This window comes from Streptomyces clavuligerus (genome assembly GCF_005519465.1).
Lineage (GTDB): Bacteria > Actinomycetota > Actinomycetes > Streptomycetales > Streptomycetaceae > Streptomyces > Streptomyces clavuligerus.
This window is the reverse complement of record NZ_CP027858.1, coordinates 792,708-809,574: the sequence shown is the minus strand read 5'-3', so window position 1 is coordinate 809,574 and position 16,867 is coordinate 792,708. Positions and strand designations below refer to the sequence as shown.

Annotated in this window: 13 protein-coding genes; 9 read left to right on the top strand and 4 right to left on the bottom strand. The window is 74.7% G+C overall.

Translation table 11 applies throughout. The features are described from left to right. Positions 1–376: 376 nt before the first annotated feature. The gene (locus tag CRV15_RS03270; protein WP_003962339.1) at positions 377–1,261 is read right to left on the bottom strand and encodes a TetR family transcriptional regulator; all 885 of its coding nucleotides are present in this window, start codon (positions 1,259–1,261) and stop codon (positions 377–379) included. 268 nt (positions 1,262–1,529) lie between these two features. Then, positions 1,530–3,311 carry a 3-hydroxyacyl-CoA dehydrogenase family protein gene (locus tag CRV15_RS03265; RefSeq protein ID WP_003962340.1) on the bottom strand — a complete coding sequence of 594 codons (1,782 nt, stop codon included), beginning with the start codon at positions 3,309–3,311 and terminating at the stop codon, positions 1,530–1,532. A gap of 455 nt (positions 3,312–3,766) precedes the next feature. Between CRV15_RS03265 and CRV15_RS03260 the strand changes: the two genes are divergently transcribed. Next, entirely contained in the window at positions 3,767–4,333 is a 567-nt protein-coding gene (locus CRV15_RS03260; protein ID WP_029183104.1) for a HEAT repeat domain-containing protein, read from the top strand. Positions 4,334–4,383: 50 nt separating this feature from the next. Here CRV15_RS03260 and CRV15_RS03255 read toward each other — a convergent pair whose 3' ends face one another. Continuing rightward, positions 4,384–4,992 carry a hypothetical protein gene (locus tag CRV15_RS03255; RefSeq protein WP_003962342.1) on the bottom strand — a complete coding sequence of 203 codons (609 nt, stop codon included), beginning with the start codon at positions 4,990–4,992 and terminating at the stop codon, positions 4,384–4,386. A gap of 180 nt (positions 4,993–5,172) precedes the next feature. Between CRV15_RS03255 and CRV15_RS37360 the strand changes: the two genes are divergently transcribed. Continuing rightward, complete coding sequence (locus tag CRV15_RS37360; protein ID WP_049887392.1) at positions 5,173–6,816, top strand: transcriptional regulator; 1,644 nt, start codon at positions 5,173–5,175, stop codon at positions 6,814–6,816. Between the two features lie 30 nt (positions 6,817–6,846). On the opposite strand, the gene CRV15_RS03245 is transcribed toward CRV15_RS37360, so the two are convergent. Further along, entirely contained in the window at positions 6,847–7,893 is a 1,047-nt protein-coding gene (locus CRV15_RS03245; RefSeq protein ID WP_009997917.1) for an Rv2578c family radical SAM protein, read from the bottom strand. Positions 7,894–8,062: 169 nt separating this feature from the next. Here CRV15_RS03245 and CRV15_RS03240 point away from each other — a divergent pair, with 169 nt between their 5' ends. The 7 genes from CRV15_RS03240 (at position 8,063) to CRV15_RS03210 (ending at position 16,701) form a co-directional block, all read left to right on the top strand. Further along, positions 8,063–8,518 (top strand): SRPBCC family protein, encoded by a 456-nt coding sequence (locus tag CRV15_RS03240; protein WP_003962346.1) that lies wholly within the window; start codon positions 8,063–8,065, stop codon positions 8,516–8,518. Positions 8,519–9,159: 641 nt separating this feature from the next. Further along, positions 9,160–9,894 (top strand): class I SAM-dependent methyltransferase, encoded by a 735-nt coding sequence (locus CRV15_RS03235; RefSeq protein ID WP_003962347.1) that lies wholly within the window; start codon positions 9,160–9,162, stop codon positions 9,892–9,894. A 470-nt stretch (positions 9,895–10,364) separates the two neighbouring features. Further along, positions 10,365–11,471, top strand: a complete 1,107-nt coding sequence (locus tag CRV15_RS03230; RefSeq protein ID WP_003962349.1) for a response regulator — start codon at positions 10,365–10,367, stop codon at positions 11,469–11,471. Between the two features lie 75 nt (positions 11,472–11,546). Next, positions 11,547–12,380 (top strand): M55 family metallopeptidase, encoded by an 834-nt coding sequence (locus tag CRV15_RS03225; RefSeq protein WP_003962350.1) that lies wholly within the window; start codon positions 11,547–11,549, stop codon positions 12,378–12,380. After that, entirely contained in the window at positions 12,373–13,722 is a 1,350-nt protein-coding gene (locus CRV15_RS03220; RefSeq protein WP_003962351.1) for a M20/M25/M40 family metallo-hydrolase, read from the top strand. The genes CRV15_RS03225 and CRV15_RS03220 overlap by 8 nt, the downstream gene beginning before the upstream one ends. 13 nt (positions 13,723–13,735) lie before the next feature. After that, positions 13,736–15,769, top strand: a complete 2,034-nt coding sequence (locus tag CRV15_RS03215; protein ID WP_003962352.1) for a S9 family peptidase — start codon at positions 13,736–13,738, stop codon at positions 15,767–15,769. Next, positions 15,766–16,701 carry a S66 peptidase family protein gene (locus tag CRV15_RS03210; protein ID WP_003962353.1) on the top strand — a complete coding sequence of 312 codons (936 nt, stop codon included), beginning with the start codon at positions 15,766–15,768 and terminating at the stop codon, positions 16,699–16,701. Before CRV15_RS03215 ends, CRV15_RS03210 begins: the two co-directional genes overlap by 4 nt. Positions 16,702–16,867: the final 166 nt, after the last annotated feature.

The following is a 16,867-nucleotide window of genomic DNA, read 5'->3' as shown; positions in this document are numbered from 1 at the left end:
TCCACGCCTGCTCACGGACACGGCTGATCAACTCCGTCCAAGGACGTGCACAGTGATCCGATGACTGAACGGTGTGGAGCGTAAGAAGCGGCCCATGGTGCGTCAAGTGGAAGTAAACATCGGGGGATTGGAGCCTATGTTTATGGGCCATCGTGTTGATCACGGTGGCTGGCGGGCCGATCGGACGGAGCGTGTGCCGCCCATCGGCGGCACCGATCGCCCCGGACGGGTCGAATGAGCTGAATGGGCTGTATGCGAGGAACGGGGGAGGGCGCGGGTCCCCGGACGCATGGCTTCCGGTCCTGGTGGAGGGGGTGCCCCGTCCGGACCCGCCCGCTTTGGGCGGATACCGGTCCCGGCCGGGGCGGGACGCCGGTCAGGCGCGGTGTGCCTGGAGGGCGCGCTCGATCGTCCGCATCACATCGTCCAGCGGCGCGTCCGTGCGGGCCACCGCGACGAGGACCTCGTCCGGCCCCGCCGGGACCGCGGTGAACGCCACCGGTTCGGGGGCCGCGGCGGCGGTCGTGGTGGCGGCGGGCGCCGTGGTCTCCTCCTCGCCCCGGGGACGGCCCGCGCCGATCCCCCGGCCGAAGGTCTCCCGGACGATCGCGAACGCGTGGTCGAGCTGCGTCTCCACATCGCCCTCGCCGCCCGCCCGCAGCCAGCGCCGCAGCACATGGTTGTGCGCGGTGACCACCGCGGACGCCGCCACCTCGGCCAGCAGCGGATCGTCGTTGCCGTCGTGGTGGTCGCGCTCGTCGAAGTGCCCCAGCAGATAGCGGGTGAACAGCCGCTCGTACCGGGCCACGGAGGCGATCTCGCGCTCCCTCAGCGTGGGCACCTCACGGGTGAGCCGGTACCGCTCCACGGAGACCGCGGGGGACGACGCGTACATCCGCATCACTTCCTTGATGCCCCGGCACACGGTGTCCAGCGGCTGCTCATGGGCGGGCGCCGCGTTGAGTACCGCCTCGGCCCGGACGAGGGTGTCGTCGTGGTCCGGGAAGATGGCCTCTTCCTTGGAGCGGAAGTGGCGGAAGAAGGTGCGCCGGGCCACCCCGGCGGCCGCCGCGATCTCGTCGACGGTCGTCGCCTCGTACCCCTTGGTCGCGAACAGCTCCATCGCCGCCGCCGCCAGTTCGCGGCGCATCTTCAGCCGCTGGGCGGCGGCGCGGGTGCCCGCGGCGCTCTCGGGAACGTCGGCGGTGGTCTTCGGGCGGGGGGCCTTGGCGGGCTGGGGCATGACCCGAACGTACTGCATCGGCGCAGGAGAGCGCGCCTGCGGGTGGTCCCCGTACCGGTCCGTGGCAGGCCGTTCACCGGCACTCGCGGGCCCCGGGCCGCGGCGCCCGGTCGGGTGAACCCCGCCGGGCCCGTCGGACGGCCGCGCCCGGGGGTCCTTTCCCCGGCCCGAACCGGAACCCGGCATGGGGGTGGGTCCGGTGGCGGGTGTGCGGTCGGTCCCGGGGCCCGGCGGGTGCCCGGGCTCCGGAGCGGAATCCGCCCCGGAGCCGGGTGCCGGGGGCCGGTCAGCGCCCGGCATGTTCGCGGAAGCCGCGCCCGGTCTTGCGGCCCAGACAGCCGGCGGCCACCAGCCGCTCCAGCAGCGGGGCCGGAGCCAGACCCGGCTCGCGGAACTCCTGGTGCAGCACCTTCTCGATCGTCAGCGACACATCGAGCCCCACCGTGTCCAGCAGCTCGAACGGCCCCATCGGATAGCCGCCGCCCAGCCGCATCGCCGCGTCGACCTCGTCCGGCGAGGCGTAGTGGTTCTCGACCAGCTTCACCGCGTTGTTGAGATACGGGAACAGCAGCGCGTTGACGATGAATCCGGCCCGGTCGCCGCAGTCCACCGGATGCTTCTTGAGGGTGGCCGTCACCGCGCGCGCGGTGGCGTGCGCCTCGTCCGCCGTCAGCACCGTCCGGACGATCTCCACCAGCTTCATCACCGGGGCCGGGTTGAAGAAGTGCATCCCGACGACGTCCTCGGGGCGGGAGGTGGCCCGCGCGCAGACCACCACCGGAAGCGAGGACGTGGTGGTCGCGAGGACCGCGCCGGGGCGGCACACCGCGTCCAGCTCGGCGAAGAGCCCCCGCTTGACCTCCAGGTCCTCGACCACCGCCTCCAGCGCGAGATCCACGTCGGCGAACGCGTCGAGCGCGCCCGCGGGGTCGATCCGCTCCAGCGTCCCCTCCGCCGCCTCCGCCGTGGTGCGGCCCTTCGCCACCGAACGGGCCAGGGACCGCGCGACGCGGTCCCTGGCGTCCCGGGCCCGGGCCGGGGAACGGGCCGCGAGGACCACCCGGTAGCCGGACCGGGCGAACACCTCGGCGATGCCGCTCGCCATCGTGCCCGAGCCCGCGATCCCCACCGTCCGCACCTCACGGCCCGTCGCGAGCCGGTGCGACGGCCGGGGGGTGAGCCGGTCGGGCACCGTCCCGCCGCTGCCGGGACCGGTGTAGGTGTAGAAGCCGCGCCCCGCCTTGCGCCCGGTCAGACCGGCGTCGCTGAGCTGCCGGAGCACCGGGGCCGGGGCGTGCAGCCGGTCCCCGGACTCCGCGTACAGCGCCTCCAGGACGGTCCGGGCGGTGTCGAGGCCGATCAGGTCGAGCAGGGTCAGCGGGCCCATCGGCAGCCCGCACCCCAGCCGCATCGCCGCGTCGATGTCCTCCCGGGAGGCGTACGCCGACTCGTACATGGCCGCCGCCTGGTTGAGATAGCCGAAGAGCAGGCCGTCCGCGACGAATCCGGGCCGGTCCCCGGCCGCGACCGGCTCCTTGCCCAGCGCGCGGGCGAGCGCGGTGACGGCCTCGACGACGGCGGGGGCGGTCAGCACCGAGGAGACGATCTCCACGAGCCGCATCGCCGGGGCCGGGTTGAAGAAGTGCATGCCCACCACCCGCTCGGGGTGCGCGGATTCGGCGGCCAGCCGGGTCACCGACAGGGCGTTGGTGCCGGTCGCCACGATCGCGCCGGGCCGCAGCACGGCGTCCAGCTCCCGCACCACCGCCCGCTTGACCGCGTACGACTCGCTGACCACCTCGATCACCAGATCGGCGGCCGCCGCGGCCCGCAGGTCGCGGTGGGTGCGGAAGCGGGCGAGGACGGCGGTGCGCTCCTCCTCGCCGATCCGGCCCCGGTCGACGGAGCGCGCGGTGGCGGCGTCGAGCGCGGCGGCGGCCCGCTGGGCGGCGGCGCCGCTGATGTCGATACCGATGACCGTGCGCCCCGAACGGGCGAGGACTTCGGCGATCCCGGTACCCATGGTGCCGAGGCCGACGACGGCGACGGTGGAAAGAGGAGTGTCCATCGGGGGACTCCAGGGTGAGTGACGACTGATGAGACGGGAACGGGCCGGGCCCGCGCCGGGCACGGAGCGGGGCGGCGCGGTGCCCGCGGGCCGTGTCGGGGCGTACGCGCGCACCGCGGACCCACGTGTGTGCGGGGCGCGGACGTGCTGGGGCGCGGTGGGCGCGGGTGCGGGCGGTCGGACGTACGGAAGGGCGTGCGGAGGTGCGGACGTACGGGAGGCGGACCCTGTCCCGGGGTCACGCCGGGGACCGGCACACGGAGGGCCTGTGCGCCGGGTACTGCGAACCGAACCGACGGCGCTCGCGGTGGCTGCGTCACCAGGCCACCGGAGCGATGCGGGGGGTAACCCGCTCACTTGAGCTTAACTGGCCAGTAACGAGCGCGCCATACCCGTACGGGTGTGATCTGGGTCGCCGTCTGGCCCTCGGCGCCCGCGTGACTAGGCTGATCGTCATGGACGAGGAATTACGCTCCCTGGCCCAGCGGTTGCGGGCCGAGTCCGGCGGCACGGAGGCGTACGAACGGCTGCTGGTGACGGGCGATCACGAGGAGCTGGCGGCCGTCCTCACCGCACCGGAACGCCCCCTGTGGGCACGGGAGACGGCGGCGTTCCGGCTGGGCTGCGCGGGGGACCCCAGGGCCTTCGAGTCGCTGGTGCTGCTGCTCAACCACCGCGACCCCGAACGCTGTGTCTCCGCCGCCCACGCCCTCTACGAACTCGCCGACCCCAGGACCGCGCGCGCCGCCGCCGCGCTCGCCACCAACGAACTCCGGGTCGCCTACGCCCTGGTGCCCGTCCGGCTGCTCACCCGGCTGCGCGCCCCCGAGTCCGTCCCCACGCTGACGACCGTGCTCCGCCGCAGGCTGACCCCCGGGGACCCCTATGGCAGGGTCGCGCTGGCCTGCGTGGAGGGGCTGGGAGCCCTCGGCGACCGCCGGGCGGTGGACGTACTGACCCTGGCCCGCACGCACACCCGGCTGATGGCCGCCGCGGAGGCGGCGCTCGCCCGGATCGGCTGACGTCCCCGGGAGCGCCACCGTCCGGTGGCGCTCCCGGCCGCCGCGCGGGCTCAGTGGAGCTTGGCGACCGAGGTACGGGCGGTCCGCCGGAACTCCTCCAGCGGCGCGTCCGGGAAGTCGCCCATCCGACCCCAGCCGACGACGGTGACCGTGCGGCCGTCCCGGCCGACGGAGTACAGCGCGATGTCGGTCGCCCCCTCCGGGTGCCAGGTGTCCAGGCTGTAGACGTACGCGCCCTCCTCGACGTCGATCCTGCCGTGCCGGCGCTCCTCGCCCCGCATGGTCGGGTACTTCCTCTTCAGCCGCTCCAGGCAGTCGTCGAGCCGGGAGCGGACCGAGGAGACGAGCCTCTCCGCCGCCGCGGCGGACGGGGCGACGACGACCGTCTGTTCGGCCGAGGTGTCCAGCTCGGTGCGGAACGCCCGGTGGGAGCTGCCGCCCGCGGGCAGGGCGGAGCCGTAGCAGAAGTCCTCCGAGGTGCCCGGCCGCACGGCCCCCGCCGTCCAGGGCGTGTGCGACACCGGCAGCTCCTCCGCCGTGAGGAACGCGGGCTTCGGCGCGGGTGCCGCCTGGACGGGGGCGGCGGTGGCCATCGCGAGGGAGGCGGCGGCGAGCGCGGCGGCCACGGCGGACGCGGTGGCGGTACGGAGTGTGTTCATGGTCGTGCTTCCCCTCGTTCGGGTCGGTCGAATGGAACGGACACCAGCATTCGGACCCCGCCGGGGGTGGGACAAGCACCGCGGCCACCCGCGGCACGGTGGAACCGTCCCACCCTTTCTGACGTGGGGTTGTCCAAAGGGGTGGAACGGTGCCCCGGCACGGCGGAAAGGCTGGAACGGGTGGCTGCGCACGCACAGGGGACGGGGACACGGGCGTTCGCGCTGCGGCTCCGGGAACTGCGGGAGGCATCGGGGCGCAGCTATGGCGCGCTCGCCCGCCGGGTGGGGGTCAGCGCGTCGACCCTCCACCGGTACTGCTCCGGGCACACGGTGCCGATGGAGTTCGCCCCGGTGGAGCGCTTCGCCCGGCTCTGCGGCTGCCAGGGGGACGACCTGGTCGCGCTCCACCGGCTCTGGATGCTGGCGGACGCGGAACGCACCCTCCGGCAGGAGGCGGCGGGCACACTGCCCAGGGGCGGCGGAGCGCGCCCCCCGACGACGGAGGCCCCGGGCCCGGCCGGTCCTTCCGGGCTTCCGGCGCCGGGAACGGCCGTACGGCCGCCGGGGGGTGCGGCCGGGCGTTCGGCTCCGGCGGTGGAGGCTTCGGCCGGTCCCTCCGGGCTCCGGGCCCCGGTGGCGGGGGCTCCGGCGGCGGACGGCGGCTCGTCGACTGCGGACGCGGGGTCGTCCGGGGCCTCAGCTCCGGCGGCCGGGCCCCCGGCCGCCGGAGCGGCGGACGCGCCCGGTGTGTCCGTGCCCCCGGACGGGTCCGGGCGGGAGAGCGGCGAGACCGCGATCGTCCTCGGGGAGGCGCCCCGTACCGCCGCCGCCCCCTACCGCCGCCCCACCGTCGTGGCCGCCTCGGCGGCCGTCGGAGCCGTCGGTGTCCTGCTCGCCGTCCTGCTGGCTTTCGACGGCTTCCCTTCCGGCGGACTCCGGGCCGCCGCCGGGCGCCCGGGCGCCACCGCGACCGTGCTGCCCGACGGCGGGGAGACGACCCCCTCCGGGGCGCCCACGGCTTCCCGCCCGGCGGGCCCCGCGCCCTCCGCCACCGTCCCGGCCGGGCGCCCGGGAGCCCCGCCCCCCTCCGGCGGGACGGTCCCCGGTGACGGAACGGGACCGTCCGGGCCGAACACCGGCGGCGCGGCGCCGTTCACGCTGAGCGTCGACCAGCACGCCTGGCAGGCGGGGTGCGACCACACCTATCTCGTCGACCGGGCCCCCGGCTCGGTACCCCCGCCCCCGGCGGAGGCGGACGCGCGCCCCTGGGCGGACTCCCTGGGCGCGGTGCACGGAGGGGAGACCCTGGTGCGCTTCACCGTGCAGGGCCGGAGCGAACGGGCCGTCGTCCTCCAGGCCCTGCGGGTCCGGGTCGTCGCCTGGCGCGCCCCGCTGTCGCACAACGCCTTCCGGATGGACCGGGGCTGCGGCGGCTCGCTGACCGAGCGGACGTTCGCCGTCGACCTGGACCGGCCCCGGCCCGTCGCCCGGCCGGTCGCGGGCGCCGACATGGAGCGGGAGATCCCGGCGGCCTCCTTCCCCTACCGGGTCTCGTCGGACGACCCGGAGGTGCTGCTCGCCACCGCGCGCACGGAGGACTGCGACTGCGACTGGTATCTGGAGCTGGAGTGGAGCAGCGGCGACCGCTCGGGCACGACCCGGATCGACGACGGCGGGCGCCCGTTCCGCACCAGCGGTTCCCGGGGCGGGGCGGGCTTCGTCTACGGGACGGGCGAGCGCCGCTGGATCTCGCTCGACGAAAGGGAGGGCTCCGCCGTCGAACCGGGCACGGAGCGGCGGGGCGGGGGCGCCCCCGCCGGGTGACCGCGCGCCGGGGCCGGGCGGTCGCCGCCGTCAGAGCAGGGTGAGCTGGGTGGGCCCTCGTTCGGGGTCGGGCGCGTCCCCGGGCGCCTCCGGCCGCCGGGCCGCCCGCCGCGGCAGCCCCGGCCCGGCGGGGCCGATGCCGAACTCGGCCGCCAGCTCGTGCACCTGCCGGGTGATCCGGCGCTGGTACCACACGGGGGCGTACGCCCCGTCCGCGTACAGCCGCTCGTAGCGCCGGACGAGCTGCGGATGGCGCTGCTGGAGCCAGGACATGAACCACTCCCGCGCGCCGGGGCGCAGATGGAGGGCGAGCGGGGTCACCGAGGTCGCCCCGGCGGCGGCGATCGCGCCGACCGTCGCCCGGAGCTGGTCCGGGTGGTCCCCGAGGAAGGGGATCACCGGCGCCATCAGCACCCCGCAGCCGATGCCCCGGTCGCCCAGCGCGCGCACGATGTCGAGACGGCGGGCGGGGGAGGGGGTGCCGGGCTCGACGGTGCGCCACAGTGTGTCGTCGACGAAGCCGACGGAGACCGAGACCCCGACCTCCGTCACCTCGGCCGCCTGGGACAGCAGCTCCAGATCGCGCAGGATCAGGGTGCCCTTGGTGAGGATCGAGAAGGGGTTGGCGCGGTCGCGCAGCGCCTGGAGGATTCCGGGCATCAGCCGGTACCGGCCCTCTCCCCGCTGGTAGCAGTCCACATTGGTGCCCATCGCCACATGCGCGCCCTGCCAGCCCGGGGCGGCGAGCTGGCGGCGCAGCAGCTCCGGCGCGTTGATCTTGACGACGATCTGGGAGTCGAAGCCGTGCCCGGTGTCGAGGTCCAGATAGCCGTGCGTCCTGCGGGCGAAGCAGTAGACACAGGCGTGGGTGCAGCCCCGGTAAGGATTCACCGTCCAGGTGAACGGCGTCCGGGAGCCCTGCGGTACCCGGTTCAGGATCGAACGGGCCCGTACCTCGTGGAAGGTGATGCCCCGGAACTCCGGGGTGTCGAACGTCCGGGTGGTCACCGCGGAGGTGCCGAAGAGGGCGGACTCCTTGGCTCCGGTGGGGTTCTCGGCCAGATGGTCCCAGCGCATGGTCGCTCCTCGGTCGTACGGGCTTCCCGAGAATAGAACAAGTGTTCCCATGATCGCAGCGCGGCGGTGCGCCGGTGCCCCGGATTTGGGCGGCCGGGGCCGAGATGGTTGGGTAAGCGGAGCCGACACGGCATCCCCCACCCACAAGTCGACTGCTGGAGGAAGAGTCATGGCGCAGGTCGAGGCCACGACGGAGCGGATCATCGCGGCGGACGCGGAGACCGTGATCGACACACTGGCCGACTACACGAACACGCGCGGGACCCTCCTGCCGGAGCAGTTCAGCGAGTACGAGGTGCGCGAGGGCGGCGACGGCGAGGGCACCCTCGTCCACTGGAAGCTCCAGGCCACCAAGAAGCGGGTGCGGGACTGTCTGCTGGAGGTCACCGAGCCGACCGACGGCCAGCTCGTCGAGAAGGACCGCAACTCCTCCATGGTGACCACCTGGACCGTCACTCCGGCGGGGGAGAAGCGCAGCAAGGTGGTGGTCACTTCCGTGTGGAACGGGGCGACCGGCATCGGCGGCTTCTTCGAGCGCACGTTCGCGCCCAAGGGGCTCGCCCGGATCTACGATCTGGTACTCGACCGGCTCGCGGACGAGGTCACCCGGGCGGCGGGCGAGTAACGGGGCGGCGCACACCGCCCCGCGCCGTCCGCGCGGGGCGTTCCACCCCTTCGGCCGTTGCCGCGCACGCCCCGTGCGCGGCCCCGTACGGTGCTCCCCGGCGCAGGGGATGGGCCCCACAGCGTGGCGGACCGGGTCCCTCTCGTCGTGGACGGCGGGGGCGTCCTGCTGGTCGCCGGGGCGCGGACGCTGTTCGGCACCGCCCCCGGATCCGCCGTCGGCGCACCGCCCCCGGATCCGCTGCCGGTCGTCGGCGCCCTCGCGCCCGAGGGCATGTACACGGCCTGCGACGGCTCCGGTCCGGGACCGGGGGACGGGTCCGGCGGCGGCGCCCCCGCGGGCCGTCCCCGGCCGTTGTGGTCCGGTGGGTGTATCCCTGGTCGGACCGGCCGGGCGAAGGCTTCCGGCGCTCGCGGTGGGTGTCCCCGGGGCCGAACGGATCGTCCCGCGGGCGCTCGGCCCCGGCTGTCCCGTCGTGGGGCTGAGCCGGTACGACCGGGATTCCCGTCACTCCCGGGGGTGGCACCTGTGGGCGCCCTTCGCCCGCGAATGCCGTCTGAAGTCCGTCATGGGCGCTTGTGATGAGAACCGTCACGCGATAGACCGCTCTTGACGCGAAGTCAAACATTCGGGAGCCGGTCATGAGTGTCAGGGACGGATATATGGGTTCTTGGGAGGGATTCTGGAGCGAGATGTCCGGGGCCCGTGGTGAGGCCCTCTGGGACACCGAACCCGAGCTGACCGTGGCCCTGCATCTCGCCGTCTTCGAGCCGCACGTGGAGGACCACCGGCTCACCCTGGTCGACATCGGCTGCGGCAACGGCACCCAGACCCTCTTCCTCGCCGACCGCTTCCCCGCGGTCCTCGGCGTCGACCTGTCGGCCGCCGCGATCGGGCTGGCCCGGCGGCGGGAGAGCCCCGCACCCCTGGGGACGATCGAGTTCCGGCAGCTCGACGCCGCCGACACGGACGGGATCGCCCGGCTGCGCGAGGAGACGGGCGACTGCAACGTCTATGTCCGCGGTGTGCTGCACCAGTCCGAGCAGCGGGACCGGCAGGCCGTCGCCGACGCCGTCACGCTCCTGACCGGCGCCCGGGGACGCGCCTTCGTCGTGGAGCCCGTGGAGGCGGCGGGGCGGCGCCTGACCGAACTGGCCACGTCCCCCGAGGGGCCGCCGCCCAAGCTCCAGTCGATGCTGCGGCACGGGGTCGCCCCCTGCACCCTGCCCGACAGCGAGCTGACCGCGCTCTTCGACACCACCGGGCTCCCCGTGCTGGCCGAGGGCGAACTGCCCCTGACGACCACCGAGTACGAGCAGGACGGCTCCCGGATCGCCCTGCCGTCGAGGTGGCTCGTCCTGGGCCGGAAGGACTGACGGCCCGCCCGGACACCACGCCCGGCAGCCGGGTTCAGCCCGCCCCGCCCGGTCGCGCGCCCGCGCTCGCCGGGCCGGGTGCCGCCGAGCGGTCCCGTGCGCACCGCGCCGCCCCGACGCTCCGCGGGGCCGTGCCCGTCCCGTGCGCGGGCGCGTCCCGCCGGGTGCCGAGCACGCTGGTGCCGCGCCGCCAACGCCTGCCAACGTTGCCGTCGTACCGGTTGTCCGGTGCAACACCCGCCCCGCCCTCCATGCTGGGGCACACCCGCCGGGACCGACCGGAGGGGTGGGGCGCGGCCCGTCGGGGCCGGGCGAGGAGAAGAGGCGTGACGGCGTGAGAGAACCCGGACAGGCACCGCGGCGCGAACGACCGGCCCCGCCACCGACACCGGCCCCGCCACCGATACCGGATTCGGCACCCGCCCCGATACCGGCACCCGCCCCGGCCCGGCGGCCTTCGGGAGGCCGCCATGGCTGAGCTGCGCCCCCTCGCCGAGGACCTCAGCGGCCCGTCCCGGGCCCTGGCCCAGGCGCTGCGGGAGCTGTTCACCGGACTCGGCGTCTCGGTGCGCCGGTACGCCGCCCGGCGCACCCGGGACGCGGGCACCCTCTCCCGCTACCTCAGCGGCACCCGCGTCCCGCCCTGGGAGGTGGTGATGGACCTCTTCACCGACCTCGCCGAACACCGGGGCACCGCCGCCACCCCCGAGGCCATCGAGCTGATACGCGGCCTGCACCGCGCCGCCGTCGAGGCCGGGACCTCCCCGCAGCACGCCGTCGAGGTGCTGGAGCAGCAGCTCGCCGACGCCGACCGGGACTCCCGCCGATCCACCGTGCGCGAGGACGTCCTCGGCGAGGCGCTGCTCGACCGCCGGCACCAGATCGCCGACCTGGAGGTACGGCTCAGCCAGCTCGAAGCCGAGTGGCACGCCGAACGGGAGCGCGCCGACCGGCTCGCCGACGCCTCCCCCGACCTCACCGCCCTGCTGCACGAACGCGACACCCTCCGCGACGAGGTCACCCGGCTCACCGCCGACCTCGACGCCACCCGGCGCCGCAGGGACCAGGCCGAGGAGCGCTGCACCCTCCTCGAACGCCAGCTGGAATCCGTCGAACGGGCCCGCCGGGGCGTGGGGCTGCCCGCCGTCGCCCCCTGCCCAGGGCACGGCGCGCACACCCTGCCCAAGGTGCTGATCGTGGACGACCAGCCGGACAACCTGCTGGCCATGACGGCCGTCCTCGCCGGACTCGGGCAGGAGCTGATGGCCGTCTCCTCGGGCCGTGAGGCGCTGCGGGCGCTCCTCGACCACGACGACTTCGCGGTCATCCTCATGGACGTCCAGATGCCGCAGATGGACGGTTACGAGACCGCCGCCCACATCAAACGCCGCCACCGCAACCGGGATGTGCCGATCATCTTCCTGACGGCGATGGGCGACGACCCCGAGCACTCCGCGCGCGGCTACGCCGCCGGGGCCGTCGACTACATCGGCAAACCGTTCGACCCCTGGGTGCTGCGCGCCAAGGTCGCGGTGTTCACCGGAATCCATCTGGAGCGCCGCCTGGCGGCCCGCTGAGAGCGGCCGGGGGCGGCCGTGGGAGGTTGTCCACAGGCCCTCGGCCACCGGGGGCGGGAGGGTTACAGTGAGCCGATGAAGATCCTGATCAGCGCCGACATGGAAGGCGCCACCGGCGTCACCTGGCCGGCCGACGTGCTCCCGGGCACTCCCCAGTGGGAGCGCTGCCGGTCGATGTTCACTTCCGATGTGAACGCGGCGGCGCTCGGTTTCTTCGACGGGGGCGCCGACGCCGTCCTGGTCAACGAGGCCCACTGGAGCATGCGGAATCTGCTGCTCGAGGAGTTGGACGAGCGGATCGAGATGCTGACGGGCCGGCACAAGTCGCTCTCCATGGTCGAGGGCGTGCAGCACGGCGACGTGGACGGCATCGCCTTCGTCGGCTACCACACGGGCGCGGGCGCGGAGGGTGTGCTCGCCCACACCTATCTCGCCAACCAGCTCACCGGCGTCTGGCTGAACGGCGTCCGCGCCAGCGAGGGCCTGCTGAACGCCCAGGTGGTCGCCGAGTACGGCGTCCCCGTCGTCCTCGTCACCGGGGACGATCTGACCTGCGTGGACGCCCAGGGGTACGCGCCCGCCGCCCGTACGGTGGCCGTCAAGGACCATGTCTCGCGGTACGCGGCCGTCTGCCGCACCCCCGCCCGTACGGCGGCCGACATCCGCGCCGCCGCCCGGGAGGCCGCCGCCCTCGCCGTGCGCCACGAGCCGGTGCGGGGCGGCCCCTTCACGATGGAGCTGGAGTACGACGCGGAGCACCTGGCCGCCGCCGCGACCGTGGTACCGGGCGTGGCGCGCGCCGGTGAGCGCCGGACCTCGTACACCAGCCCGACCATGTACGAGGCGATCCGCACCTTCAAGGCCGTGACCACGATCGTCTCCGCCGCCGTGGAGGAGCAGTATGGCTGAGCAGCAGTTCTCCGAGGGGCACAGCCCCGTCGACCGGACCGCCCTGGACGAGGTGGTGACGTTCACCTCCGAGCTGATCCGCATCGACACCACCAACCGCGGCGGCGGGGACTGCCGGGAGCGGCCCGCCGCCGAGTACACGGCCGAACGGCTCGCCGCCGCCGGGCTCGACCCCGTCCTGCTGGAGCGCACCCCCGGACGGACCAATGTGGTCGCCCGGATCGAGGGCACCGACCCCTCGGCCGACGCCCTGCTCGTCCACGGGCATCTGGACGTGGTCCCGGCCGAGCCCGCCGACTGGTCCGTACACCCCTTCTCCGGGGAGGTCAGAGACGGCGTCGTCTGGGGCCGCGGCGCCGTGGACATGAAGAACATGGACGCGATGGTCCTGTCCGTGGTCCGCGCCTGGGCCCGTGCGGGCGTCCGCCCCCGCCGGGACATCGTCATCGCGTACACCGCCGACGAGGAGGCCAGCGCCGAGGACGGCTCGGGCTTCCTCGCCGACCACCACCCGGAGCTGTTCGAGGGCTGCACCGAGGGCATCAGCGAGTCCGGCGCGTACTCGTTCCACGCCGGGGGCGGGATGACGATCTACCCGATCGCCGCCGGGGAGCGCGGCACCGCCTGGCTGCGGCTCACCGCCGAAGGCCGGGCGGGCCACGGCTCCCGGGTCAACCGGGAGAACGCGGTGAGCAGGCTCGCCGCCGCCGTCGCCCGCATCGGCGAGCACGAGTGGCCGGTGCGGCTCAGCCCCACGGTCCGCGCCGCCCTGCGGGAGCTGGCCGCCCTCCACGACATCGATGTGGACGTCGACGCCGCGGACTTCGACCCGGACGCGCTCGTCGCCAAGCTGGGCCCGGCCGCGGCCCTCGTCGAGGCCACCGTGCGCAACAGCGCCAACCCGACGATGCTGGCGGCCGGATACAAGGTCAATGTGATCCCGGGTCAGGCCACCGCCTGTATCGACGGCCGGATGCTGCCCGGGACCGAGGAGGAGTTCGCGAGCACCCTGGACCTGCTCACCGGGCCCGGGGTCGACTGGGAGTTCCTGCACCGGGAGGTGCCCCTCCAGGCACCCGTCGACTCCCCGACCTTCGCCAAGCTCCGCGCCGCCGTCGAACGCTTCGACCCGGACGGCCATGTCATCCCGTTCTCCATGGCGGGCGGCACCGACGCGAAGCAGTTCTCCCGGCTCGGCATCACCGGCTACGGCTTCACCCCGCTGCGGCTGCCCGTCGGCTACGACTACTCCGCGATGTTCCACGGCGTCGACGAACGCGTACCCGTCGACGCTCTGCACTTCGGTGTGCACGTCCTGGACCACTATCTGCGCTCTGCCTGAGGGGGACACGTACATGGTGAACGACACGCTCACGACGGCGGCCCACGGCACCTGGCCGTCGCCCATCGACGCGGCGCTGGCCGCGTCCCACGACGGACGCCCCGAATCCCTCGGCGCGGTCGGCGAGGAGGTCTGGTGGACCGCCCCGCGCCCCGCCGAGGACGGACGGCGGACGCTGGTCCGCCACCGGGCCGACGGCACCGAGGAGAGTGTGCTGCCCGCGCCGTGGAACGTGCGCAGCCGGGTCATCGAATACGGCGGCCACCCCTGGGCCGGGGCCGCGCGGGCCGACGGCACCCCGCTCGTGGTCTTCGTCCACTTCCCCGACCAGCGGCTGTACGCGTACGAACCCGACACCCCCGGGGCCGCCCCCCGCCCCCTCACCCCGGTGTCCGGCATCGGCGAGGGGCTGCGCTGGGCCGATCTGACGCTCCACCTGGAGCGGGGCGAGGTCTGGGGGGTGCTGGAGGAGTTCACCGGACCCGCGCCCACCGACGTCCACCGGGTGATCGCCGCCGTGCCGCTGGACGGCTCCGCCACCGCGGACCGGTCCGCGGTCCGCGAGCTGTCCCCCCGGGAGGCCGACGGAGGCCACCGCTTCATCACCGGGCCCCGGCTCTCCCCGGACGGACGGCGTGTCGCCTGGATCGGCTGGGACCACCCCCGGATGCCCTGGGACGGCACCGAGGTGGTCCTCGCCGCGGTGCCGGAGGGCCCCGGCCCCTTCACCGGCGCGCGCACCGTCCTCGGCGGGCCCGAGGAGTCGATCTGCCAGGTCGGCTGGGCGCCCGACGGCTCCCTGCTGCACGTCGGCGACGCCACCGGCTGGTGGACGCCGTACCGCACCCGGCCGGACGAGCTGGACCGCGCCCGCCCCGAGCCCGGCGCCCCGCTCTGCCCCGGACGGGAGGAGGAGTTCGGCGGACCGCTGTGGCGCATCGGCCTCCAGTGGTTCCACCCGCTGGACAACGGCCTGCTGGCGGTCGTCCACGGCAAGGGCTCCACCCGGCTGGGCATCCTCGACCCCGAGACCGGGGAGCTGGTCGACACCACCGGGCCGTGGACCGAGTGGGCGTCCACCCTCGCCGTCCAGGGCGACCGGGTCATCGGTGTCGCCGCGTCCCCCCGCACCGGCTACGAGGTGGTGGAGCTGGACACCCGCACCGGACACACCCGGGTCATCGGCGCGCACCACCACGACTCCGTCGACCCCGCCTTCCTCCCCGACCCCCATGAGCGGGTCTTCACCGGGCCCGGCGGGCGGGAGATCCACGCCCATGTCTATCCCCCGCACAGCCCCACCCACCGGGCGCCCGACGGCACCCCCGCGCCCTACGCGATCTGGGCGCACGGCGGCCCCACCGGGCAGGTCCCGCTGGTCCTGGACATGGAGATCGCCTACTTCACCTCCCGGGGCATCGGCGTCGTCGAGGTCAACTACGGCGGGTCCACCGGCTACGGCCGCGCGTACCGCAACCGGCTGCGCGAACAGTGGGGCGTGGTCGACGTCGAGGACTGCGCGGCCGTCGCCCGCGCCCTCGCCGAGGAGGGCACCGCCGACCCCGGGCGGCTGGCCGTCCGGGGCGGCAGCGCGGGCGGCTGGACCACCGCGGCCTCCCTCACCACCACCGACGTCTACGCCTGCGGCACCATCATCTACCCGGTGCTCGACCTGCTGGGCTGGGCCACCGGCGAGACCCACGATTTTGAATCGAGGTATCTGGAGTCGCTGGTGGGGCAGTTGGCGAAGGTGCCGGAGCGGTACCGGGAGCGCTCGCCGCTCTCGCACACCGAACGGATCACCGTGCCGTTCCTGCTGCTCCAGGGACTGGACGACGCCATCTGTCCCCCGGTGCAGAGCGACCGGCTCCTCGCCGCGGCGGCCGAGCACGGCATTCCGCACGCCTATATCGCCTTCGAGGGCGAGGGCCACGGCTTCCGCAGGGCCGACACCATGATCCGGGCCCTGGAGGCGGAGCTGGCGCTCTACGCCCGCACCTTCGGCATCGAGCGGACCGACCTCGCGCCCCTGGAGCTGAGGACGTGACCCTGACCCCGCTCACCCGCCCCCGGCGGCTGCGCCCCGGGGCCCGGGTCGCCGTCGTCGCCCCCTGCGGGCCGGTCCCCGAGGACCGGCTGGAGGAGGGGCTCGCGGTCCTGCGCTCCTGGGACCTCGACCCCGTCGTCTCGCCGCATGTCCGCGACGGCCACCGCCAGTTCGGCTATCTCTCCGCCTACGACGGCGACCGCGCCCGGGACCTCACCGAGGCGTGGTGCGACCCCTCGGTCGACGCCGTGCTCTGCGCCCGCGGCGGCTACGGCGCCCAGCGCATGGTGGACCGGCTGGACTGGGGCTCCATCCGGGCCGCGGGCCCGAAGGTCTTCGTCGGCTTCAGCGATGTCACCGTGCTCCACGAGGCGTTCGCCGCCCGGATGGGGCTCGCCACCCTGCACGGTCCGATGATCGGCACCCTCGGCTTCCTCAAGGACGAGACCACCCGCGAGCATCTGCGGGCCACCCTCTTCGAACCGGAGTCGGTGCGGGTCATCGCGTCGGACACGGCCCGGCCGCTGATACCGGGCCGGGCCCGGGGGATCACCTTCGGCGGCTGCGCCAGTCTGCTCGCCGCCGAGCTGGGCACGGAGAAGGCCCGCTCGTCGGCCGCGGGCGGGCTGCTCTTCCTGGAGGACGTGGGGGAGGAGGACTACCGGCTGGACCGTATCCTCACCCAGCTCCTCCGGGGCGGTCTGCTCGACGGGGTGACCGGCGTGGCCCTCGGCTCCTGGGCGGAGTGCGGCCCCTACGAGGACGGCATCCGGGAGGTGCTGCGGGACCGGCTCGGCGGGCTGGGCGTGCCGGTCGTGGAGGAGCTGGGCTTCGGCCACGGCGAGGTCAATCTGACGGTGCCGCTGGGCGCCCCGGCCGTGCTGGACGCGGACGCGGGCACCGTGACGCTGGAGCGGCCCGCGCTGCTGTGACCCCGGCGTCCGCGCCGCTGCGACCCGGGCGCCCGTGAGGCGGTGGCTCAGGTGCCCCTGCCCCTGCCCCTGCGGCGGTGGTGCCCATGAGGCAGCGACCCGGTGCCCGCAGCGCCGGTGTTCGCCGGGTGTGCGGACGGCCCGCCCCCCCCCGTGGCGGGGGAGC